The sequence below is a fragment of the Pseudomonas sp. CFBP 13719 genome, from assembly GCF_014842095.1.
In the GTDB taxonomy this organism is placed as follows: Bacteria; Pseudomonadota; Gammaproteobacteria; order Pseudomonadales; family Pseudomonadaceae; genus Aquipseudomonas.
The window spans coordinates 13545-36503 of record NZ_JACYVB010000002.1 but is presented as its reverse complement, the minus strand read 5'-3'; the positions used below and the strand labels follow the sequence as shown (position 1 = coordinate 36503).

22 protein-coding genes are annotated in these 22959 nt (G+C 51.1%); 8 read left to right on the top strand and 14 right to left on the bottom strand.

The features are described 5' to 3' along the window. Window positions 1-25: 25 nt before the first annotated feature. Entirely contained in the window at window positions 26-1081 is a 1056-nt protein-coding gene (locus tag IFT57_RS05245; protein WP_122531466.1) for a hypothetical protein, read from the bottom strand. Between the two features lie 107 nt (window positions 1082-1188). Further along, a complete protein-coding gene (locus tag IFT57_RS05240; RefSeq protein ID WP_122531467.1) occupies window positions 1189-1650 on the bottom strand; it encodes a hypothetical protein in 462 nt (153 codons plus the stop codon). Between the two features lie 451 nt (window positions 1651-2101). Here IFT57_RS05240 and IFT57_RS05235 point away from each other — a divergent pair, with 451 nt between their 5' ends. Together IFT57_RS05235 and IFT57_RS05230 are read left to right on the top strand one after the other, a co-directional pair. Next, on the top strand, window positions 2102-2698 hold the full coding sequence (locus tag IFT57_RS05235; protein WP_122531469.1) for a hypothetical protein: 597 nt from the start codon (window positions 2102-2104) through the stop codon (window positions 2696-2698). A 115-nt stretch (window positions 2699-2813) separates the two neighbouring features. Next, entirely contained in the window at window positions 2814-3362 is a 549-nt protein-coding gene (locus tag IFT57_RS05230) for a hypothetical protein (RefSeq protein ID WP_122531470.1), read from the top strand. 31 nt (window positions 3363-3393) lie between these two features. Here IFT57_RS05230 and IFT57_RS05225 read toward each other — a convergent pair whose 3' ends face one another. From IFT57_RS05225 to IFT57_RS05205, 5 genes are all read right to left on the bottom strand, one after another. Next, window positions 3394-4413 carry a hypothetical protein gene (locus IFT57_RS05225; protein WP_122531471.1) on the bottom strand — a complete coding sequence of 340 codons (1020 nt, stop codon included), beginning with the start codon at window positions 4411-4413 and terminating at the stop codon, window positions 3394-3396. A gap of 71 nt (window positions 4414-4484) precedes the next feature. Continuing rightward, window positions 4485-5996 (bottom strand): hypothetical protein, encoded by a 1512-nt coding sequence (locus IFT57_RS05220; RefSeq protein ID WP_241032732.1) that lies wholly within the window; start codon window positions 5994-5996, stop codon window positions 4485-4487. Window positions 5997-6013: 17 nt separating this feature from the next. Continuing rightward, the gene (locus IFT57_RS05215) at window positions 6014-7294 is read right to left on the bottom strand and encodes a hypothetical protein (RefSeq protein WP_122531472.1); all 1281 of its coding nucleotides are present in this window, start codon (window positions 7292-7294) and stop codon (window positions 6014-6016) included. After that, window positions 7291-8817: a hypothetical protein gene (locus IFT57_RS05210; RefSeq protein WP_122531473.1), complete on the bottom strand. Its 1527-nt coding sequence runs from the start codon at window positions 8815-8817 to the stop codon at window positions 7291-7293. Before IFT57_RS05210 ends, IFT57_RS05215 begins: the two co-directional genes overlap by 4 nt. Window positions 8818-8828: 11 nt before the next feature. Then, on the bottom strand, window positions 8829-10286 hold the full coding sequence (locus IFT57_RS05205; protein WP_163020515.1) for a hypothetical protein: 1458 nt from the start codon (window positions 10284-10286) through the stop codon (window positions 8829-8831). Here IFT57_RS05205 and IFT57_RS05200 point away from each other — a divergent pair. Continuing rightward, window positions 10201-10923 (top strand): HD domain-containing protein, encoded by a 723-nt coding sequence (locus tag IFT57_RS05200; RefSeq protein ID WP_122531475.1) that lies wholly within the window; start codon window positions 10201-10203, stop codon window positions 10921-10923. The two genes, IFT57_RS05205 and IFT57_RS05200, sit on opposite strands and share 86 nt — an antisense overlap. Here IFT57_RS05200 and IFT57_RS05195 read toward each other — a convergent pair. The 3 genes from IFT57_RS05195 to IFT57_RS05185 all read right to left on the bottom strand — a co-directional run bounded on the left by IFT57_RS05195 (window position 10908) and on the right by IFT57_RS05185 (window position 13509). Continuing rightward, complete coding sequence (locus tag IFT57_RS05195; RefSeq protein ID WP_122531476.1) at window positions 10908-11642, bottom strand: hypothetical protein; 735 nt, start codon at window positions 11640-11642, stop codon at window positions 10908-10910. The two genes, IFT57_RS05200 and IFT57_RS05195, sit on opposite strands and share 16 nt — an antisense overlap. Window positions 11643-11704: 62 nt before the next feature. Beyond that, window positions 11705-12025, bottom strand: coding sequence for a hypothetical protein (locus tag IFT57_RS05190; RefSeq protein WP_122531477.1), 321 nt, complete (start codon window positions 12023-12025; stop codon window positions 11705-11707). A 65-nt stretch (window positions 12026-12090) separates the two neighbouring features. Next, a complete protein-coding gene (locus IFT57_RS05185; protein WP_122531478.1) occupies window positions 12091-13509 on the bottom strand; it encodes a hypothetical protein in 1419 nt (472 codons plus the stop codon). Between the two features lie 105 nt (window positions 13510-13614). On the opposite strand from IFT57_RS05185, the gene IFT57_RS05180 reads away from it, so the two are divergent. Then, on the top strand, window positions 13615-15153 hold the full coding sequence (locus tag IFT57_RS05180) for a hypothetical protein (RefSeq protein ID WP_122531479.1): 1539 nt from the start codon (window positions 13615-13617) through the stop codon (window positions 15151-15153). Here IFT57_RS05180 and xseB read toward each other — a convergent pair. From xseB to IFT57_RS05165, 3 genes are all read right to left on the bottom strand, one after another. Beyond that, complete coding sequence (gene xseB, locus IFT57_RS05175) at window positions 15150-15350, bottom strand: exodeoxyribonuclease VII small subunit (protein WP_122531480.1); 201 nt, start codon at window positions 15348-15350, stop codon at window positions 15150-15152. The two genes, IFT57_RS05180 and xseB, sit on opposite strands and share 4 nt — an antisense overlap. Next, a complete protein-coding gene (gene xseA, locus IFT57_RS05170; RefSeq protein WP_122531481.1) occupies window positions 15350-16726 on the bottom strand; it encodes an exodeoxyribonuclease VII large subunit in 1377 nt (458 codons plus the stop codon). Before xseA ends, xseB begins: the two co-directional genes overlap by 1 nt. Window positions 16727-16793: 67 nt before the next feature. Continuing rightward, a complete protein-coding gene (locus IFT57_RS05165; protein ID WP_122531482.1) occupies window positions 16794-17396 on the bottom strand; it encodes a hypothetical protein in 603 nt (200 codons plus the stop codon). Between the two features lie 94 nt (window positions 17397-17490). Here IFT57_RS05165 and IFT57_RS05160 point away from each other — a divergent pair, with 94 nt between their 5' ends. The 4 genes from IFT57_RS05160 to IFT57_RS05145 are packed head-to-tail and all read left to right on the top strand — an operon-like array spanning window position 17491 to window position 21055. Next, window positions 17491-19002: a hypothetical protein gene (locus IFT57_RS05160; protein ID WP_122531483.1), complete on the top strand. Its 1512-nt coding sequence runs from the start codon at window positions 17491-17493 to the stop codon at window positions 19000-19002. A 55-nt stretch (window positions 19003-19057) separates the two neighbouring features. After that, complete coding sequence (locus IFT57_RS05155) at window positions 19058-19675, top strand: ADP-ribosyltransferase-containing protein (RefSeq protein ID WP_122531484.1); 618 nt, start codon at window positions 19058-19060, stop codon at window positions 19673-19675. 56 nt (window positions 19676-19731) lie between these two features. Further along, window positions 19732-20667 carry a hypothetical protein gene (locus IFT57_RS05150; protein WP_192150915.1) on the top strand — a complete coding sequence of 312 codons (936 nt, stop codon included), beginning with the start codon at window positions 19732-19734 and terminating at the stop codon, window positions 20665-20667. Between the two features lies 1 nt (window position 20668). Continuing rightward, window positions 20669-21055 (top strand): hypothetical protein, encoded by a 387-nt coding sequence (locus IFT57_RS05145; protein ID WP_192150913.1) that lies wholly within the window; start codon window positions 20669-20671, stop codon window positions 21053-21055. 4 nt (window positions 21056-21059) lie between these two features. Here IFT57_RS05145 and IFT57_RS05140 read toward each other — a convergent pair whose 3' ends face one another. Then, window positions 21060-22688 carry a Na+/H+ antiporter gene (locus IFT57_RS05140; RefSeq protein ID WP_122531487.1) on the bottom strand — a complete coding sequence of 543 codons (1629 nt, stop codon included), beginning with the start codon at window positions 22686-22688 and terminating at the stop codon, window positions 21060-21062. Window positions 22689-22959 lie beyond the last annotated feature (271 nt).

Sequence of the window (22959 nt, the reverse complement as noted above, 5' to 3'; positions counted from 1 at the left end):
CCCGCCCATTGGCGGGTGCCAATCATCATTCTTCGTCAGCGTCAGCTTCCACTTCTTCTTCGGCAGCCTTTACAGGCGTTCGGACGCGCTTGCTATTGGCAACACGCTTTTTGCGGATTGACTCAAACGCATGCCACACCGATATGGCCGATAAAGTCAGTGCGCAGGTGATGCGTTTCTCATAAGCGGCCTGATAGAGACCATCTTCGGTGATTCGCTTTAGCGAGCGCACTGAAGGCACCAGGGGCTGATGATTTTCTTCCAGATCGAAGTTGCCATAAAAGACATCACAGCTGCCTTTGACAAGGTGAGCGTCTGGCCGAACTTCCCCAATCTTCTCCAGGTCGCGCAGCGATAAGCCGGTCAGGTCGCGCAAGGCAGTCGAAGCGTGGGATTCTGGGGTGATCTCGCCATGCCCGGAGGCTCGGGGGAATTCGAGTGTGAACACGCCGTCAATGGGATTGTAGCGCTCGACCAGAAGGAACTGGTTTTCCCTGACATCATGAATCACCATGACCGCGATGTTGCCTTCGGTGTACTCGACATAACTGGAAAGCTGCTTGGAGGTCTTGACTTCAAACCCATTGCCTTCAAGGAGTACGTCACCGATCTTGGCAGTGCGAAACATCGCAGGATCGGTATGGTTGAGCTTCATGTCCTCAACCAGTTCGTCCAGTATGCTCACCAGATAGCCTTGGGCATACTCATGAAAGCCCATGCCGGCATCAGTAACTGTGCCCGTTTTCTTGAAGCCTGGCAGTAGAGACAGGTAGTGCTTGGCTGACGCTTGATCGAGCTGGGCGCCGCTATGAACAGCATCAAGTTGCAGCAGCGACTTGATTAGCGCCATGTTGATCAACACGCCACCTTTCTCTCGGGTCAGTGCGAACTGATCGACACAAAATGTTGCCAAAGCAATTGATGCCTCGCGCCAGTTCTTGCCGATCTCAGCCACAGAGCCAATCTTGGTCAGAAAGAGTTGGTGGAGAGCATTTCTGCTCAGGTGCTGAAGGGCTGCGTTGAAGCGCTCAGTCAGCCCTGTCGATTTCAACAGGAGTACTTCCGGATTTAGCGAACTCATGGGGGTTGTCCCTTCTTATTGTTTTTGTAAAATCATTTAGCTATTAATTGATTTTGACATCATCAAGAAAAAGATCAACCCACCCAGCTATTGGCAACCTTGGGACTTCAGGTATGTTTGTTCGCCTGGTCGAAAAGATCCTCACGCCGCTGTGCAAAATCCTCTTCAGCCTCCATCAGCTTGGCCAATGGAGCCAGATGTGAGGCGTTGACACCACGACCATAATCATCGCCCATCTCTTCGGCAAATTTGCCAAGCATGTAAAGTCGGTTGAGGTATAGAAAAGCTGCGCAGGACATCACCACAAGTGCGGTGATCGCCGCGATTTCTCGGGCCTGCGGAGAGTACACCCCCCAAATCTCAAGCTTCAAACTGATGGCTGGAGACATGCCGAATGTCAGGTATCCCAGCCAGTAGGCGACGGACAGGATCACACCAAAGAAGGTAAGGTTTTTCAGAGTCTTTCTAAGCGCAATGAGCAGGATGTTGAAGTAAAGACTCAGTGTGGTTCTGCTGTCTTCACGATCCTTAGTAAAGCCGATCAGTACTCGGCGCAGGAAGGTTTTCACGTCTGTGTCTCCAGATCTAGATTTTATCGTTAATAAAATTATGCCTAGCCAGCGTGAGGGGTTGCAAGATAATCCGCGTCGATTCAGGGGTGGGCGAACCTTTACGTGCACACAGCGCCGGACGATTGGTCACGCCAGGGTTCACAATATACGACTAAACCGTTAGGATGTGTGGTGACCATGGTTTCTCTTCAAAACCATAATTTTCATGCTTTCTTCGACTACAGGTAGGCACCCTAATGGCCGCTCAAAATTCTGCTCGTGTCGTCATGCCAACAGAAGACGAATCCAGTGTTTCGATAGTCGCGCAGGCCTGCACCGCTCCTCTGGAGTCGAGCAACATCGAGCAGGCTGATGCCGGACTGCCACTGAGCCTTGATCACACCCGAACCCTGCGAGTGGCGCGCCACTTGAAGCGCAGAAAATAACCCCTCCATCCATGAAAAAACCAATGAAAATTCCCCACGTTAGAAAACGAGTGGTCATCGGATTGCTCTGCGCCGTCGGTTTAAAGTTCGCCCTGCTTGGCGTCACCCAGCATTATGTAGATCTCTCATCCAAAAAGCTGGAGGAGCAGGCACTCAGTGCTCAAACCGTCATGGACGTCTTTGCCAAAGACAAGTTGCTTACCGGAGCGAACCGGGCAATTGTCGAAAGCTATCATGAAAAAGGCTTTTCGTTTGCCAGCGCTATCTTGATGGTGACGGCTGAAGCACAGGGGAGGCTTGCAGAGCGCGACAGCGTATTTGTTGAAGCGCTTCGCCTTGCTGACAATACCAATGCCTTGCAATTGCTGGTCAATGACACACTCTATGACGCCGACCGGCGCGCTGAATCCTTGGCTTATGCTGAAGGCCTAAAGGACAATGAGGCCCTTCGCAAGAGGATGATCGCATCCGCAACTCCTACCCTTACAAAACCCATGCAAAAGGCAATCAAGAAATGCAGCGCCCTTCTTGACCAGCGCTACCAGGGGTACTTTTCAAAATACGTCTACGCCTACGATTTGGCCACGCAAACGCAAAGCTGTGAGATACCTCACTCCTGACCAACCGTGAAGAAATGGCTGCGCGGAAATATTTTCACAAAGCCTATTTGTAGATATTGACAATTTGGCAATTGGCCCTATAATTACCCTTAACAACTCGCCAGGAGTGATGGCCATGAACCGTATCCGTTTTCGTTATGCCCTGCTTACCCTGCTGCTGACTTCCACGATCGCAGCTGTATGGATGGCAACCAAAGCTCAGTCGTTTGACGACGTATTCACAGGCCCTGTGATAGTCAACGGCATACCGAGTGACTCGATAGGCACTGTCAGCATCAAGACCGTGCGCTTTGACGAGCGGCCATCGATGACTTTTAGCGTCGAGTCGCCTAACCGGGACAAGGCAATTGCTCAAGGCATCAATGCCTACTACGTGGGCAGCGAAACTACTTGCGCTGTCACCGGGTACGATGACAAGCGTGATAACAAGGACTACGCTGCAGTCGTTGCTGTTCAGTTCGAAGCCTATAGCCCGCGCCTCCATTGCGCCAATGCTGTCCTCAAGGTAGAGAGCTTCAGCAAGATGACCGTGGTTATCAACCCGACCAGGCCGTCTGAGCGTGTTGAAATGACAGTAGAGCGTGAGTACATGCGCAACCCTGTCATCCTGGCTGCTCAGTACGTAATGTACGCCACTGGCCGTCGGGCAATGAGTTTCTACTGAATCACAGACTCCTGGCGGATCAAAGCCCCCTTCATAGGGGGTTTTTTTTGCCTACAAAAAACTCACAGGCTGACTCGACGCTACAGACGCCTCCTCCATCCAGAGCATTTTGCTCACGGGCCTGGGCATTGAAGCTGGTGAGGCTTGCGAGCAGTACATCAAGCATCAGACCATCGCTGCCAAGCCGGTAGCCGCGCTTTGATCCCTCCATCAATCCTGCAATAGCTTGAGACTGAGGGTCAGTCCCTGGGGTACCTAGGTAAGGAATGCCCCTGTTCAATGCATAGGTGGTGGAAAGAGTATCATAAGGCCCCACCACCAGCCCTACGGCGTTTGAATCAGTGAATGAACAATCAAGCAGTTTGCTGGCATTCCCTATCAGTATCGGTGTAATCCCTTGCTCGCTGAGGCGCAGAACGACCTGACTCTGGTCGAAAACCCCATTGGCAAGAATCAGCGCTTTCGGCGAATCAAGCTGTTCTCCCTTATCAAAAAGGCTGACGTTGAGCACCAGCGAGCTTCTGCCGGTATCGATGAACGAGGACAGGAAGCTTATCCCTGGTCGATTGAGGATCGTCTCTAGGGAATGGCCACACAGTTCTTTAACCCAGTCGGTAAGCTCTGGAAAGTCATTTTCAAGATGGGAGTAGTCGTCTCGCAGCCTGGCTGTCGCCAGAAGGATGCGATTGCCCAGTAGAGTTCCTGCGATGACGGCACTGGGCGCCTCAAAGGCGAACGTCAGATCAGGTTTGATCTTTTCGAATGCCGCACTCCATGTTTGAAGGTGCATGGCCCGCAGCTCATGTGTTGTCCAACCAAGGTGATGGAGCTGATGGGCCACCCCTTGGCTGTTTTTTTCATGCCGAAAAGCCAATTTAGACGAGGCGTAGACCTTAGTGGCCCATGGCACGTCCGCACGATTGATGGGATTGACGCAGGCGACCGCAATTTTGCAGTCTGGAATCACAGCTTTGAGGGCTCTTGCCAGCCTACCCATGCACCAAAGTGTTTCTTGGGACGAGCCAAGCTCCCAGGCAAACAGAATTTTCATTATTATTGTTCTCCAGTTCACTCCATTCTAAAACCCTTTGGGTGAACTGGCAATTTATAGCTTAGTCGATTCTACAATCCTAGGTCTTGCCCAAAAAAACTTTCACGTATGCGGTGGTCTGTCCATGAAATTTTACGTAGCTCTTCATCACTGAAATGACCGTGAGCCAACTTTCTGAATTTCGCAAGATCCTCCTGACGTAGGTGGCTCAGCTCGTCTACAGACTTCGGAGCCTTGAATAAACCCTGCTGCTTCCACTCACCACATAGATCAGAATCACCCTTGAGGGTCGAGTGGATGAGAGCTCTGATTTCCAACGTTGTGACGTGGGTACGATCCTTCTCGAAGATGACGTGCGCGTCATGATCCCTCATGACAAGCAATGGCGACAGTGCTGGCAGGTTTTCAAGAAGCGCCTTGCGCAGGGACGAGTTTGCATAAGCGGCCACCGTGATGAAATCCAACGATTTGCCAGCCCATTTCTCATTGAGCACCTTCAGGGCTTCAAAGTTACCCCCTGCCTGGCTTAGCTCAACAAGAAGTGATTCCGTGCCCTTCAAGGACTGCTTGAAGTAAGGCTGCTTGCGCAAAAGCTGCATGAAAGCGGTGCTGGTCATCCCTGTTGAAAGCCAAGCTTCCTCAATACGCGCTAGGTCAACGAGCCGGAGCGGCTCATTTTTAATCCCTTCCTCAACCAGGCATAAGCTGAGTGCGCTCGTTACCAGCCGCTTGCAAGTCGGCTGATCGAGCGGAATTGAAGAAAGCTCAAAACCCTTGCGAGCGGAAATTTCCCACATGATGTGGTCATGAGTTTCGTTGCTCGCCATCACTTTGCTGAAAACCTCCTCATCTGCCTCGGCAAGCTTGGAAAGCAGGCGATCGCACCGAAGGTAGTTCTGCAAGTGTACAAGAAATTTCTCTTTGAACGAGAAACCTTCTGGCTCATCCTTACGGGTGTATTGAACAGGCGAAAACTGCTCAAGCACATCAAGATTTCTATCGAGGAAATCAAAAGCCCACGAAGACTCACCTTCGTCTATCAGCTTGCCCAAGAGCACTGTGAAATACTTACCACCGTGGTGTAAAGACAAGGGGTCGTCAGAAAAAAATTCGATGGCTGCAAAGGTATTCTCTAGCAGACTTCGACACATTTCAGCATTAGGGGCATCTTTAACCTTGAAATCCCGGAACGACTCCTGAATATCCGACAGAGTCGGAAATCCGCCCAGGCTCAACGCCAGCAAACTCATGTCCAGCCGATCATTTTGCAGGTGAGTCTGATTCATGGCCCACAGATGGGATCTGGACGCCTTGGAAAGAAATGTGGGATTGGGATGCAGCCGATACACGGACTCCAGCAACCCTTGATTGTGCAGAAGGATATAGAAATGATCGAGCAGGTAGCGCGCCCCATCCATTCCGCAAAAAATCCCGGTCAATCCTGACTGCTCGGGCCATTGGCCTTCGATCAACAGCTTGGATTTTTCGGCCAGTGCAATAGCTTTCTTCACCGGATCGTCGTCGCAACGACCATGAGCAATGTAATAATCGAGGGATCTTCGCAGATCCCCCACCTGTTTCATTAGCTTTCTCATGTCACTCATAAGCCTAAATCACTCGCAAAGAAAATGTCCCGCACCTTGGGATTCTTCCATTCCCTGAAGGTCGAGAATAGCGTCCAGAAGTCAGGCGTCTTTTTCTCCATCATATCTGCCTGACTGCTCACAGAGGAATACAATTCGAAACGCATGCTCTTCATGGCATGCATGTACGCAGAGGTTGCCATGGGTTCAAGCACCTGTGTCACCACTGATTCGTAACTACGTGGGTGCGGAGTCAGTGCTCTTGAATACTGCAGAAGCATCGTAGCCTCGATCATATTCATCGCCAGCTTCTTCGCCGCCTTGTCTTCAAGCTTGCCGTCGAGAACCTTATGACAGACGTCGACATAAACCGAATGGTGCTGGAAGCACCTGGCTAGCGTCAACACGCTCAATTCCGACAGTTCGTGAAGGCGAGTCAGGCCCATTCGAGTAAAAGCCCACAGCGCCTTCTCGGCCTCCGATGGGCAAGGGGTAAGAGGCATGCCGACAAATCGGATGGGCTTGAAGCTTGCAATGGTCATGACATCAAGGACGTCCCATTCGGTTGCCGGGTTAGCCAGGATGGGGGCTACTTCCTCGGGCGTGATGGCGTAACCTGGTTTTAAGAATTTCGAACACTGCAAGTCCGTTGATCCGCCCGCCTCTTTCTTCCGGATGAGCAGAGCATCTCTGCGTAACGATTGAGGATCGCGCAGGAGCAGACTGGGGGCTGACAGACATGACTGAAGCTGGCCGACGTAATCGTATAGCTGAGCGAATTCATCAGCACCAGGGTAGGCAACCCTATTACCCATGACCACCGACTCTGAAAACGGCTTGTTTTTCCTAGTGTATTGGCAGCATTTGTGAATCATTTCCCTGACAAGGCGTGGGTAGCCATCATCTGACGAGGGGTATTTCAAAATCCAGTCGAGCAATATCTCGTGGTTATCTAAAACTTTGAACATGCCTGTGATGTGACAAAGCATCGAGTGTGTACTCGTCAGTACAGGCTCAGGGTACTGACTCAGCATCCGGACAAGGGTGTCGTTATCCATAGCATGGGCAGCACCAAACAAAGAAGTCAGGAAAAGGTGATGCGCCTTGTCCGAGGGCAGTAACTCCACCAATAGACTGCTAGCCTCAAGCGTCAGCCCATTACTTCCCAAAAGCTTGCTGTCCAAGGTGTTTACGAGCGCCACATAGCGACCCAAGATATCCTTGTTGACACCCTGGGCCATGTCTTCTTGTAGCTGTTTGATATCCAGCAGCGTCTGGGTAAATTTATCGATGCTCATATTCCGATGTCCCTACTCAAAAATTCATCCCGTAAAGCTGGATCGATCCCTTTACCCTGCAGAACCTCCCTTGCTGGCATTGCTATTCCGCGCTGCTCAAGCTCTTTGAGAAGTTTTACTGCGTCATCTCGGCTTGTGCAGGCCTTGAGCAGGAACCCCGGTGCCGAGACCGTGAAGCGCTCCCGGTACATTTCACATAGGAAATCAAGCTGCGGCGCAATTGACCTTGATGAGATATAGGCTTGCGAGATTCGCTCCTCACTCACAGACTCAAAGTAGCCGCCCAGCATAGGTATGAAGAACTCAGCATGGGCCTTCTCACTCGCGACCAACCTGGGCAAGGGAAGACTTTGTAGAGTTGCCCGATACGATTCACTAAGAAGCGCTCTGGTGGCCACACGAAAATATCGACCAATCTGGATATCGCGAAGTATTTCGCTGGCCGAAAAGTGCTCCGGATTGAATTCGGAAAACTTTGCCATGAGCGCATCCCGATGCTTGTCCAAAAGTGGCCTCACTGCATCGAAGACCATTTTCTCATCCAGGCAATCAATCCCGTTAGGGCCATTGCCTTGCTTGGTGAGCCAATCCTGCAGCCATGCTTGAGTTTTTTTGGTGGTTATCGATTTTCCCAATACCCTTTCGAGCGTAAAAGTCGGGAAATCCGGATTGTCATCAACCCTAGCTGGATAATGGTGCTGGGTCAGGTCAGACAGAATGATCAGCTCAAGATGCAGAGGGAATTTTGAAGCAATGTCCTCGTTGGCGTTGATCACCACCTGATACAAGTCAAAGGAGCAGGTTTGCGTGATAACGCCCCTCAGGCTTGCAGCCATGCTGCTCAATGCCGAATCTTCGTGTATCACCTGAGCTTGAGCAACGTGGTTCCAAAACGATCTGCACTGCTCCACGATCAATGAAGACTGCCCCATCAACGACTGAGCACTAAGCAGGCTCGACAGATTGATCTGGTCATAGCGTGACAACCTTTGTGAATCAGCGATCGAGTCTTTCAGTCCGGAGATCAAGTGCATGACCTCATCACGATCCAGGCTGTCGATCAAACCATGGCTCAAATAAAGGTCGCTGGAGAAGGGGTTGATGCCCAGCTGACCGAATTGTGAAATCACCGAACCCTTCCACTGATCCCCCAAGAGCGAGCCGCCTGGGCGCTCTGCATACGAATGGCAGGTGATCTGGCAAGCGCCCTGGTGAAGATTTTCTTCAAGGTAGTGGCGAAAAAGCCCGGATCTGAAACGATCATCTGTCCCTACCATGAGAATGCAACCAAGGCGATCACCTTCAAAAGCCAGAGAAGGGTTGGACTCAAACAAATCTACAACCTTCTGCGCCCTCTCCTGATGTTCAGCCGCCCACTTCACCAGGGACTGAACATCCCCTGCTGGGGGCGATATAAGCAAAGATCTTACAATTTCATCCCAATGCCGACCCAGTTGATCTCGATCCATTTTTCCAAGCTTGTAGAGCCTGTGAAGCCTGTCCAGCGTCATGACTTCCTGCATCGCATTGCCCCCTAGAGCCCAAGATCGCCGGCAAGATGCAAATCCCGGTACCAAGTCGACTTCATCAATGAAGCGTTGCTCAGATCAAAAACCTCACCGAATCTCTGAATGGCCTGATAGTCCTTTGAGAACGACTGGGCAAGAACATCGACCAGCTCTGTCTCCCGACCTTGAGCCTTGATAATCGCAGCAGTCATCAACAAGAAACCCTGCATGTCGACGTTTACCATGAAAGATGCGAACTCTTCTGCGCTGCTTCTACGGCTTTGGTTGAGGATGACGTGAGGCAAGGTGGCCTTGAGAAACTCCAACAGTGTCGTACCGATGTTGGGGCCCGCCTTCACAGCCTTGTTCCCATAGTCATCCCAAAACAGCACATCGTCGAGGGGATAGCTGTGTCGGGCCTCATCGGCAAGGTTGGAGACATAATTCTGCATCTCTTGAGCAAATCGCTCAGGAAGCGCTATCCCGGCAATTTTTTCAGGCGATGAATTCAAGACCATGAGCGTCACGCTCTCAATGGTTGGCTGAAATCTCGCCAGCCCTTGTGCTTGGGTAGATAGCACTGACTTGAGCCAACGAGGAATATCCCCCTTCAGTGCGTTAGAAACGAGCTCCATTGGCTTCATATTGAGCACATCACTAGGCTGAAGAAAGTGAACAATTGCCTTGTAGGTGCTTTTCAAATGATCCGGGGGTTGTGCTGCATACACCGCAGATAGAAATTTTTCTTTCTCATCGTCTGTGAAACCCTCGAACATTTCGTGAACTTTAATGCGCAAGCTGCTCTGTATGTCTGACCCCAAACGCTGTTGTACAAACTGCACGCTTATGGTGTTCCAAGGGTATTCACCATCCAACAATCTTTGGACATGAACCAGAGGGCTAAGGGCATTCGTCGGGACTCTCCAGAAGCTGATCTTGCTTTCGAGAGCCCAAGCCATTCTTTCGTCGCTGGCTTCAGCCAACATCATTTTGAGTGCAGCTGAATCATCGGATCCGGAGCATTCGGTGATTGATGACTGCAGGCAATTGATCCAACCATCCGAACCTGCGTCGTGCATGCGCTCGGCCAATTGAAGCGCTTGACGGGGGTTTTCACCCAATGCCAAACGCCGGGCGTAAGCATCGATGCCGTCGAAGTAACCAAGCTCGAAGCGAGCTTCTACCAGGTTTACCTCTTCGATGGTCAGGCTTTTCTCGACACTCGAAATAAGGCACTCAAGTGTAGAACCCAATCGATAAACAATTTTTGACCAATCAGCAACAGAATAAAGACCCAGGTTGCTTTTGACAGCAAGGTCAGCACTCTCTCTGATTTGCACAGGGGATAAAACACCCTCGGACAGACATGCGTCATACAAGCTGCAGGTCAAGGATTGAATGTCCTTCACCATTGCTGGGAAAAGGCTCCAGGACTTGTCAATCCGCTTGATAGTCTTGGCGTCAAAGCACACCGGCCAGCTCATGTCGAACCCTTCTCAATATATTGTGAAACCCTTACAGCAAGCGTACCATGGCATCATGAACAGAGAACACGACTTTTACCCCCAGGCCCTAGCCTACGCACATGAGATGTATGCCCACAAAGTGAGGTCTGGCGGCGTACGACCCTACATCAGTCATCCTCTGAAGCTGGTGGAGATATTGGTGTCTTACGGGTACAAAGACGACACCCTGCTCTGCGGCGCAATCCTGCATGACGCCATCGAAGAAAATGACCACTCTGCGGATGTCATTCGGAAATTATCCGAGAACTGTCCTGCTGTGGTTTTTTCCTTGATCCAGGAGGTTACTGACAAACAAGGTCTTGAGCGAGAGGCGCGCCGGCAGGATCAAATAGATCGAGCGAAAAACTATTCCAGTCTGGCGGCGCTGGTGCGGCTCAGCGACAAACTAGCCAACATGCACGACATTCTGGAATACCCACCGCGCTGGGCGCCCAAGCACATCGTCAGCTATTGCGAATTTGCTATGGCCGTTGTGGATATTTGCCGCCCCCATGGCCCAGCCATCGCTGCCCAATGCGACCTGTCATTTGAGCAGGTCAAGCTCCGGTACGTCAGAATCAAGCACCCAGAAAGCCCAAATCACAGTCCCAACTGACAACCTAGAACATCATCTCTGTAAGCATCCGGGATAGCATCCTGCCATTTCCCTGTGAGATGCATGTGTTTTATGGCCATCAAAACCATGGCGCGACTTTGGGCCTGCTTGATAACAGCCTTTTTCTGACGAATATTCATCAAGCACGATGCGCAAAGATAAAGGGCAGGATCCTCACTGGAAGACGCTCTGGTTATCAGCGCTTGCCAGCCGTCCATTGAATGAAAACCAAGTGCTTTGGGCCAGTCCACAATTTCCCGACTCATCAAGCATACAATGAGTTTGCGATCAAACTCCCCATCACCTGCCGTATATCTATCACACAGGGCTCTGAAATGCTGGGGGGAAAGATAGGCGCCCCGATCTATGAGCTGCTTGGCAATCGCCCATGATTTGATTTGTATCGGGAAGTGAAGCGCTACGAGTGCAGACTCAGAATCCAGACGTTTGGGGAGAGCCTGTGCAAATTCAATGGATTCTTGGCGCGAAGCGGCTTGGTCTTGCATCAACGAAATCACGTGAGCGAGGCGCCTTCGGATTCCAGGCTGACGCATTACAGATTTTAGACAATTCCACTGGCCGTGTGAGGCAATGGTCATCAAGATCTGATCAACATCAAAATCTGTGAGTACATGAGACGAAAGGACAGACAATAGCCTTTTCTGCTCTGCCATCGGCAGAGAATTGAAAGAACCTATCTCTTTAAGTGAATCGAGCATGTGAAGGCCCTCCTGAGCGAAGTATAACGCACAGGATTACAGCCCACCATATGAAGTTCGAGCTAGGTTAGGGATATGCGCGGGGAATTTTCGTGTGGGATAACCTCCGTCTGCGAATAGCCGTCTGCCTTAGGTGTAAGAATCACAATCTGGTGGGTCAACAGCTTCGCCAATGAAACGCTATCAACTCCGAAAAAACCCATAACATCCGAAAAATCAGCCGTGAACAGAACAAATCCATCAAGGTGCAAACGCATGTTGGGTGCTTGAGTGAAGGGCATTTCGCCCTCCACATCTGGCCAAAGGATGGCGCAAAAAGAGGTTCCATCCTCCTCTCCAAATGCGAGTGAAAATGAGGCTATGGTTCTGGTCAACTCAGTCATGTCTTCACCTATCAATATATGGCTAATTCTACCAATGAATGAGCCATTTGAAAACCACAAGAAGGTCAAAGACCCAGGTCGACAGCCATGACAAATTCAGATGCCTTGGGGTAGGTTTTCATGATTTCATTATGTCGAGTGTGGCCCATGAGCTGACACAGTCCGCGCAATGCAGTAGAGGACAACGTGGGCAGCACCTTTCCAATTGCCTGGACTTCGGTCATGGCCAGAACGGATCTGATTGTCAATGCAACTTCGTTCAAGGATGCTCCTTGAGCAAACGCGCCATGCACAAGGGATGACGGGGCATGCCGGGTAGTCGAATCATCAAAAGGGGGGAGAAATTGCTCGAAGTCCCTGAAAATACTGCCTGCAGAGGAGTTATTTTTCTTAGGGTGGCGGCTAGACACGGACTCCAGAAACTCTGCGAGGAATAGCTCTTCCGGACGCGATTGCTTCCAGGCAATCAGAAATCCCGAGCATGGCAGTTTCCCATCCTCACGGATCATGCCGGGAACAAGCGGGATGGCGAGCTCGGTATACTCCGGAACCTCATAGGGCAAGCGGCTGGCATACCACTTGAAAAAAGCTGAGGTCACACCGTTGCGCTCATCCGACTCAAGGTCTTCCCTCATGGCCGTCGTGTTAAGCAGTTCGATCGCACCAAACTGCTCGACATAATGCCTGAGCGGCTCTTCTAAAAAATCCATGCTGGCTCTGTAGGATCCCCTAAGGCATTGTCCTGCCTGCTCAAGGCACTCCTCAAGCCCCAGGACTTCTACATACATGCTTAGCGCCCACTTTGGCATTCGACCGTTGGCGTGGTCTCTAAAAAACTGAAACTTGTACTCTGAATCTGATTCGACCAGGCATTCCAGGCAGGCACGCAGAGTGCGTGGATAATGCACCGCCATCATCAGATCGCTGCTGGTTGATACGTCGACGAAGCTCTGGTCGGCCATTTTGTGTACGGGGACGTGCTGAGCCAACGCTGCATCGATAGGTTCTGATTTCGGAAAATGCTCGATCAGGATCGGACTCAACGCCCTCAGCAAGCTTATTCTGCCGCCGTAGGTTGAGATGAAATGGGTGATCAGATCTTCGCGTGGCTTATGTCCGCGCTTCTGCGCAAGCGTAACTTCGAGGTTGACCAGGTAGGTGACAGCATCGGCGCCCAACGAGGCTGTGCTATCAACCATCTGCAAAAGAGACTCATGCACAAGTTTGGGAAAGTCGTTGCCTTTGCTTTTTATGAAATGCAGCAAATCCTTCATAGGCCAGGCATCGAGCGCATCAATGAAGATTTTTTCGTTAAGGGCTGGATGGGGTGACTGACCCGGCTGACGCTGGCGATAAATTTCTCTCATGCCAAGGTAAATCGCATGGCATGAGCCTGGCGCATCAGATGGGAAGGCTTCATTGAGCTTGTTTGCCTCAATGGCCGAAATCAAACGACCTAGAATTTCGGTGTCCTTGGTGTGCATAGCTCAACTCACGCTTGTTTTTTCCATTGTGTGTTCGGAAGAGGTGTTTTCGCAAGGTTGCTGCCCCGAAATTGCTGGTGATACGCTGACTCAAAGGAGATCCCAATGATCACTGATTTAGACGCAATCCCAGCTGCCAAAGACTTTGTAGCGGCGGTAAGGCGATTTTTTACCAATGACCTCGAAAGCATTGATACTGAGTTCAATGCCCTTCCCTTAGATTTGCGCACTGCGGGTTTGCGCGAGGCTCTAGTCATGTCCTTCGTGAGCCAGAATGCTGGCATTCTTGAATGGGCTCTATCGCGTGGTCTCGATGCTGACGCTATGATCAGCCAAGATTACAGCCTGGCGCTTGAGCTGTCAGACAGACTGATCAGTCGCAGCAGCAAGGAAGCGCTACCCCAATTCGCCGAACTGGTGAGCCTTGCGATGAGTCGTCATGGGCAGGATTTGCTGACTGACACCATCACCGCAATGACCCTGTCGTTTAGCGACAAGGATGATGCTTTGCAAAGGGCCTCACAGGGGCTGTCCCAATGCGAGAAAGTGCTGGGAAAAAAGGCACTCGGAACGCCCAGTTGCGCCTCAATATTGTTCAAATCAGTAAGTTCGCGTTCCGACCATCGGCCCCTGATCTGGGACTTTTCCAGGCGCGATTACCTGGCTGACAACCTTGTCTCCAAAGCCGTGATCCTTCAGGTTCTCAGGGCTGTTGACCATAAAGACCGTGCCCCACTGGTTTCTTTGCTTGACGTCTCTCTGGCCAAAGCCATTTCCAGCATCCAGAGCATCGATGATGACGAAGACTTTCTTATTGAGGTTATGCCTCATGCCTCGCCCGCGATGCTCCAGAGGTTCGTAGACACCCTGCTGAATAAGGTGCGCCCCTTGCGTCATCATCAGCTGACGGGTGTATTGCTGCATCGCTTGGGGAACCGCAGCCTTGAGCATGGATTTGAACACCTGCAGAACGTGATAATCGACAAACTCGTCAGCCACCCCACTTTTTCTGAGCTTAGGGGTGGCTATGAGCCGGCTCAGCTGGTGAACGCTAACGTATGGTCAATACGTTCAGCGGCAAAGCTTGTGTCTCTGGGCCATCCTGCAACCATCAAGACCTTCAGTTTTGATGGGATAATCAAAACTCTTCAGTCTCACGACAGTGACCTGGATGAAGACACAAAAGAGGCCATGCGCAAGATCCTTAAAGACGAACTTCGGCTGGATCTCAAGAAAGCACTGAGGACTGCCAAGAAGAGCATTCCGGATCAAGGGCATTACCTTCATCAGCTGGATGGCCTGAGTGAAGATAAGCTAATGGACGCTTTGGCCTGTTTGTGTGAACACGAACAATTGCTTGTCGATCAAACCAAGCGAGGTGTCGAGGATGAGGATATACCCCTTCTCACTGGCGCAAGGAAAAACGTTCGAAACCCAGGTGGCAACCCTCACTACAGCATGCGGCCTGTATTTTCATATCTGATGCAAGGCATGAGCGATCAATTCAAGATCGATCTACGCCCAAAAGACAAAAAGTACGCCAGAGCATTGATCATGGCCGGCAATATCACGGACACCCGATTTTACTCACTGCTCACGGCCAAAGAGCGCGATGGCAAAATGGGCACCGACCTAGGCATTTAAGATTCGACGTCGCCTCGGGCCTTCGCCAGACCTTCGCGCACCAGCTGGATGCGAGATTTTACTTGGCGATAGGCTTCGCTGCCAGCTTCGATCAGGGGCAGTATTTGATCAACATCTGGCTCTGGCATTTCGGCCAGGGTTTTGACCGAATTCTGCAGTCTGCGAATATTGTCCATGTATACGGTTGAGTCGGTCATTATGAAGCTTCCTTCTGAGGGGCAACGACGGCGCCGAAACTGCCATCTTGAAGTGTAATAGTGAGAGTTTGACCAGGCTGAGCCTGATCCATTCGGGTCACGAAGTGCCCGGCGCTGCTATTTACATATCCGTACCCCTGAGCCAAAATGGCCAATGGGTTCGAGGCCATCACTTGGGTGATCAGGTGCTTGGCTTGAGATTCCGCTTGATCCAGAAGTTTATCTGACAGGGTGAATACTTGATCCAAAAGCCTTGCAGATGACTCTTCAGCCTGGTCGGCAAGACGATCAGCATGGTTGACGATCTTCTCAAGCGTTCTGGTGGCGACCTGTTCAGCCTCGCCAATTCTCTGCTCAGCTTTGTTTAGTAGGTTTTCGTAGAGCTTGGTCTGGCCCTGCTCGGCGCGCTCAAGCACTTGGGCAGCGTTCTGGGCAAGCTGATCGAGTAAGCGCTGCGAGTGCTCCTCAGCGCCCACCAAAACGCTTTCTGCGGCCCTGTCGAGAGCTTCAAAGGCGTCATGAGCCGCATTGGCATTGGCGATCATGGTTTGCTTGATGTGGGAAATAACCAGGCTTGGCGTTGGGAACCGCAAGTTGGCCAGCTCATCAAGCAGCAATTTATCACGCTCATGCCCGATACCGATCATTACGGGCAAAGGGACTCTGCAGACAGCATGACAAAGGCGTTTGTGATTGAGCTGATACAGCCCGGCTTTGTCACCGCCGCCCCGTAGAATGATAAGGGCATCGAAATTTCTTGCTTTGTGCGCGGCAACGACGAGCGCCATGGCATCGACAATCTGGTCGCCGGCTGTCTCACCCTGGAATGACGCATGAAAGTAGGCAAACTCACACAGGCCAAGAGAAGCAATGTGATCTGCTTCCGTGCGAAAGTCGCCCAGCCCTGCTGCTTCAGCGGGAGCGATCACAGCCAGGCGGAAAAAGTCTTCAGGTGGACGTAGGCGCTTGTTGGATTCGATCACACCCTTCTCTCGGAGGAAATCTCGAATTGCCTTGAGCCTGATCTCCATGTCACCCAGGGTATAGGTGGGATTTAACTCTTCGATGACGAGAGAAAAACCAAAACTTTCGTGAAACCGTGGTGACACCCTGGCAAGGACTTTCATGTCTGCCTGCAGTGCGTTGCCCGTCACCTTCTTGAAGGCATCCAGCATGCCGGCAGCAGACTTCCATATGACGCCTTTTGCCTTGGCTATTTCCCTACGGTCATTGTCATATTCAACCAGCTCAAGGTACCGGTGTCCGGTGCCCGAGAGGGAAAGGATCTCGGCGGTAACCCACACTCCTTTGGAAAAGTTGTCCTGAAGGACTCCCTTCACGTGGCCTAAAAAGGCCGATAGGGCTACCGGTTTCATGTTGGATTCCAAAAACTTAAGTGGATCGATTATACATTCAATTGATTATTTGGCAATGCGCCGGGTGTTACTTCTTCTGCCCAATCTCAGGTGTATCCAGACCAGCTTTGTCCAGATCGGACTCCTGGGTTTTCGCAGCGTCCTTGGACGCATCATCGAACTGCTCAGTTTTCTTTTCCATCAATTCTTTGAGCTGGTCATGGATCACCCCAAAGCCTGACGCATGTTGGCCTCGCCCCAGCATCCAGATCGGCTCCGACTCACCACCCTTGCCATCGTTTTCCGCATCAGCACCGAGCTTAAAAATCGACTTGATCGCGTTCATGATGGCCTTTACCAGGCGCCTCATCGTTTCAGCTGCCTCTTCGGCCACTCGTGGAGCCTGGTTTGGCATGGGATTGGTACGCGCAAGCGAAGCCATCAAATCCTTGGCTTTGAGGTCGCGCTCTTCTGGGGTCATGCCTTTTTCATGCCCCTTAAGCAGATCATCCGCTTTGCGCTGGGAATCCTCTAGACCAAGGTTGCGCTCAGAGCCGGATTTGAGCGCATCCGATGTGGTATTGGGCTGTAGCGAGTCAGCATTGACGAGCTTATCGTTAACTGCGCTTGCAACGCCATCAGCAAGCACTGAACCTGCATTGGATTGTACGGAAGGATCAGGAGCGGACATGGAAGATTCCTCGGGTGTGGCGGGCCCTGGCACCAGGGCACTTTCGCCAATAGCTGTTTAGGTATATATTGCCAGACCTCAGGAGTGCTACGCCATGAAAAAATGCCTCAGCCGTTGGAGCTTTTATCTTTTTGCCGTCGGAATGTTCGCCCGAATGATCTGGCGGTTTCTCAAGATTGGCTTCGTGATCTACTTCAAATCCCTTTGGGAAACCAAGTTCAATTTCATGCTGGTCAATGCGGTTTTTTTTCAGACGTCCAAAAGCATATTCACCAGCGGAAAAGTGAATCATGACTTCCTGCCTGTCATGACCGAGTCCCTGCATCTGTGCCTGAAGGTGATGGATTGCGATCCTCCGCCCTATGAATTTGCATCTGAGTTCTCCAAGAAACTGAGCTCAATTGCGCTCACCGATGAGGTCATGGATGGCAAGCTGATTGACATGCTGCAAGCCATGTTTTTAACCCAGGCTGTTGATGTCATGGTGCCCTACAGCGAGCGTCGAAGCCCCAACGAGGTCTGCTTTGCATTGCTGCTGGATCTGTCCATTGACGATGGCTACTGGGATAGACACGATGTGGTTGAAAGGGTCATAGCCAGTCGGTTGAAACTCAAGGATACTATCGATTGCCATGCTTACCCATCAGTAGCCAAGCAGTTGATTGAGGCTGGTTTCCAGAAGGGGGCTGGCTGGGCAATGCCCATGACCATAGGTTCCGAGCTTTGTCAGCTGATGTTCGACCACGGACAAATTCCGTATGGCATCGAGCAACTGGCAAACGATGACGCGGTGAGCCTTTGGGCCGCTGGAGTGCCTGACAGCATTGCAATCGAGACCCGCTTAGGCATGCCGGAAATTGCTCGGATCGTCAAAGCAGCCGTATCTTTTGCCAGGCCTGTAAGCAAGGCACTGCATACCCGGCATATCGAGTGGTTTTCACGCTCGACCCTGCCTGACCATCTGGTGCAGGATGAGCCTGATGCTGAGGAACCGATCGAGATAAAAGAACAGCTTTGGCCAAAAAATTGGTCGAAGAAACAGGCCTCATATCACTCAGCAACATTGATAAAAATGGTGGAAAGTGGAAACCCAAGCCTCAAGAAAGAGGCCTTGGACATATGTCGGTCAAGGTCGAGCATCAACCTTTTGCACATGGCAGAGTGTGGCACAGACGAAGATCTAACCTTGCTTGCCATCCGCAAGGATTGGCGATTTACACGTCGTGAATTTTTCTCAAAACACCCAGGCATTCTTCCGGCGCTCATCAAGGAAAATATCAAATTCATCAGGTATTTCCATGGTGATATCATAAAAACCGAGGTGTTGATCAAAGAAATGAGCCAGTTGGACGAAATTGACTTCATCCCTAAAAAAATCATGCGCGCCAACGCATCAAAACTTATGAAGATCGCGGCACTCAAGTCCTGCCCTTACGCAATCTTCAAGCTTTCAAAAATGGATGAAAAAACTCTGCTCGATCATGCAAAGACTTACCCGGATTACGAGCTGATATTCAATTTTTGCGAAAACAAGCACTCCGATAACCTGTCCAGGTACCCCGGCAAGCTAAGAGACAAGCAGTTTGGCGCAGATCTTGGCCTATAGCCCTGGAGGCGACGTGGGCGGGCATGCCATGCTGGGGGCAAGAGAGGAAATAATCATGAAGATCAACCCCAGAAAACGCTTTTACCATGGCAGTCCTGTTTGCATTGAGCAGTTCAACACCTCATTTCTGAACAAAGGAGACCAGTTGCTGGGCGCTGGCTTCTACTTTTCTGACGACATCGATGACGCCTTGAGTTACGCCAGCGTTAAGGGAAATGTAGCCACAGAGGGCCTCTCGATCACACCTACCCTCCATACAGTCAAGCTTGATATCAAGAATCCCTTGATTGCTGGCAAGGAGGGCACACTGACCCTCGACCAGGTGAAAGCAATCATCCTGAGACTTCCAGAGGACGCTCTGCTTAGCGCCATGCTCGATTTCGGTGACGTCGAAAGCGATGGACTGAATCGCGTGATCAATCAGGCAGCCGAGATATATGCTGGCACGGTCGAGATGTCCTACATGCTCTTCAGCCTGGCCAGCGATATGTTCGATGACCATATCGACATCTTCAACCAAGCGGTGCGTGACGCTTTGGGCTATGACGGCATGGTTCGAAAGCACAGCAGCGGTGTCACTCATGTGTGCGCCTGGTTCCCTGAGCAGATCAAGGTCGTTGATCGTCAACTGGCAGCCAAGGTTAGGCCAAATGAAATCCCGTCACCGGACTAAGCTTGGTCGCCCGCAGGGCTTTGGGTTAAGATCCTGCCACTTGCAGGAGTGCCATGATGTCCAAGAAAGCGTTAACTTACCGTTTCCATCCCTCCATGTTCTACACCACACAGGTCAACCTGAGGCGGATGGCCGGCAAAGCCATTACCAAGGTGCCTCGCCGCGAATTGATCAAGGACATCAGCCGCACCGAAGAAAATTTCATGTCCAGCTTGAACTTCGCCATCTTTTGCGAGGATCTTCATTTCGAGCGAACCAATAGAGAGTGCCTGATCCCAGAAGGCCCAGAGATTTATAGAGATCTTCTTGGCGCAAAGTATTCAATGAATTCGGCCAAGGGTTTTACATTACCCTTTGAGTCATTCGTCTTGTGCATGCCGGAAGGATTCGAAGTGGAAGGCGTTGAGCTTCCTTCATGCCTGGTCACTTATGGCAACTATCGAGAATGGGCAGAACGAATCATCTACCCTTTTGCCGATTACATCGACCACCCTCGACCCATCGTAAACTTTGACGAGGTTTCCGAAAATGCCAACTGCCTTTCTCTAACCTATCTTGAACCTGGCACCATTGCTTACGCACGAATTTTGGCCGTTGAAGATGACCTGCCTGCCATCCTCAGCGCTGAAACACCTGAAGCCTGCCGAGAGGCGATTGGTGACTACGGATTTTTTGACCGGCTTGTAAACATGAATGAAAAGGACACTATCATTCAGTTCTACCTGCTGAAGCTGGTATCTTCCATTGGCATCTATTTGTTGGCAAACCAGCAGCAAAGTATTCGCGCAGGCTTCCCAGGAAAAACCGTTCCAAAGCTTCTGGATCGTGATCCCGCATTCCAGATTCGCATGAACACATTGCTCAACAAGCCGCCTCAATCCTCAACCCCTGAGTTTTCACATCCGACAAGGTGGCACTTCTCTCAGGATGAGCGCCCTGACTACAATGGATCATCGATGGAGAACATCAAGCTGGATTGGCTTTGGAGTTAACATGCAACAACGACTGACCGCACTCCTTTCCCACCTCGAAGACAAGCCGGTGGAGTGTGACGGCATGTCCTCTCTAGTGGCTACGGTCTTGCATAGAAATGGCATTGAATATCAGGGAATGTGCGGACAGATTGTTCCTAAGCACCTGGGTTCGCCTATCCCGCACGTGTGGATTGAAGTAGGCGGATTGGTGGTAGATTTCAGGGCTCGCATGTGGATGGGCGATGAGCCCAGCGTGCCGCACGGTGTTTTTGCCAAAAGCGATCATCCAGGCCTGTACAGAGGAAACCCTGTAGAGATACAACCACTTCCGGATTTTCTGTTTCAGATCCTTCAGGTGCCTTTTCCTACGCACCTGAGGGAATCGGGCTCCGATATGGAGTCCTAATGGCTTAGCGCAGAGCTGCCTCGCTGTAATCAAGCTCTTCCATAAGCTCACGCAAAATCTCGTCATCGATCTTTTTGGCAGACCGCAGTTTCTTCAGCGCTTTGCGCTGCGCCTCGATTGCCCTGGTGCGAAGGTCAAGCTCCAGCTTCTCCATCAGCGAAGCACGTTCTACAACCTCTGCTTCGCTGTCCAGGGCATCGACGTCCTGACGGTAGTCCAACATGATGCGTGCAGCGACTTCGGCCATCACAGAGGCCTCAGAGGCGTCCGAAGCCATCTCATGATTGTGCTCCCAGGACTCCAGGTACAAAATGGCGGCTTCAGCTGTCTGGCGCCGCGTATCGTCTAGAATCTTGTCATGGATGGCACTCTCATCCTTAGCAACGAAACGCATCAGCAGTGGGATACCAACAGCGCCAACAATAATCGATACGAGGATCACCCCCATCGAGACAAAGATCATGACGTCACGCCCAGGGAATGGCCCATCACCGAGCATCAGTGGAACCGATAACACACCCGCCAGAGTAATGGCCCCACGAATTCCTGAGACGGTCATCAACAGCGATACGATCGCATCCTGAGTGAAATCGGTAGGTCTGCCCTTGAACGAGTTTGCAGCACGCACCATCTTCTTGTAGCCATAGAGCCATAGAAAACGGATGACGTAGATAACAAGTGTAATAAGGATCACATCAAGAACGAGTGTTCCAGTGTTTACAAAGTTCGAAAGACTGTGATCCCAAACACTATCAAGAATTTTTGGAGCCTGGCTTCCAAGTACAACGAAGGCAAGACCGCTAAAAAGTACAGAGGTCATGTGCCATATGGACTTATTCAACATGCGGGTCTGCATGTGCTTGGGGCGCATATCGACGCGTGCACTTACAAAACCACTGGCCACGGCAGCCAAAATACCCGAGAAGCCAGAATGCTCAGCAACTACGAAACTCAAGAATGGTACAAGCAGCATAGCAACCACATGAGTCGCCGGATCCGTCATGCCCTTGTCGTGCATCTTGGCTTTGATCTTTCCGACACCAAATGAAATAGCAGCACCAATGACGAGGCCACCAACAGCCATAGCAACAATGGAGATTCCTGCATCAACGATCGAGAAGACGCCGGTGATGGCTGCAACGAGACCTACACGAAACAATGACAAGCCGCTGGCATCGTTGAAGAGTGATTCTGCTTCAAGCCGCCCCATGATGCGCGAAGGAATTTTTCCATGGGCAATGCCTGATACCGCAAGAGCATCTGTCGGAGAAAGGACAGCTGCCAGTGCAAAGCAAACGGCAAGTGGCATCTGTGGAATCAGGAAGTTGATGAAGTACCCCAACGCCACCACGGTCAAGATTACCAAGCCAAACGCCATGCCCAAGGTCGGCCCAAGATTTTGGATAAGCTTCAAACGGGGCAAGGAATACGCATCATAGGCGAGCAGCGGCGGGATGAACAAAACCATGAAGATTTCAGGGTCAAGCTCCAGATCCATACCGATGCCAGGATAGGCCACCACTACACCCATCGCGATTTGGACGATCGGCAGTGGAATGGGCAACACGTTAGCCAGGATTCGGGAGACCCCGACCGCGACAATCAACAGGAAGATAATGTTCAGCAGCTCCATGAAGCCGGCCTCCGTAGACGATTAATGAGAATTCGCAATTTATACGTAATTATTGCCAATATGTCAATTTATAAATTACTAGCTTGAAAGCACCACATGGTGCCTGATTCAGGGTGATTGATGGCGGATGCCTTATTACCCTTACGGTTCACCAATTAAAGGCCAGTGCACAGGTTGGACAAGATGAAGGGGTAGTGGTGATCGTCTCCAGGGGAGTTTCTGAGGCAGAAGCAGCACCAACGATTATGTGGTATATTGCGAAAAAACGGCT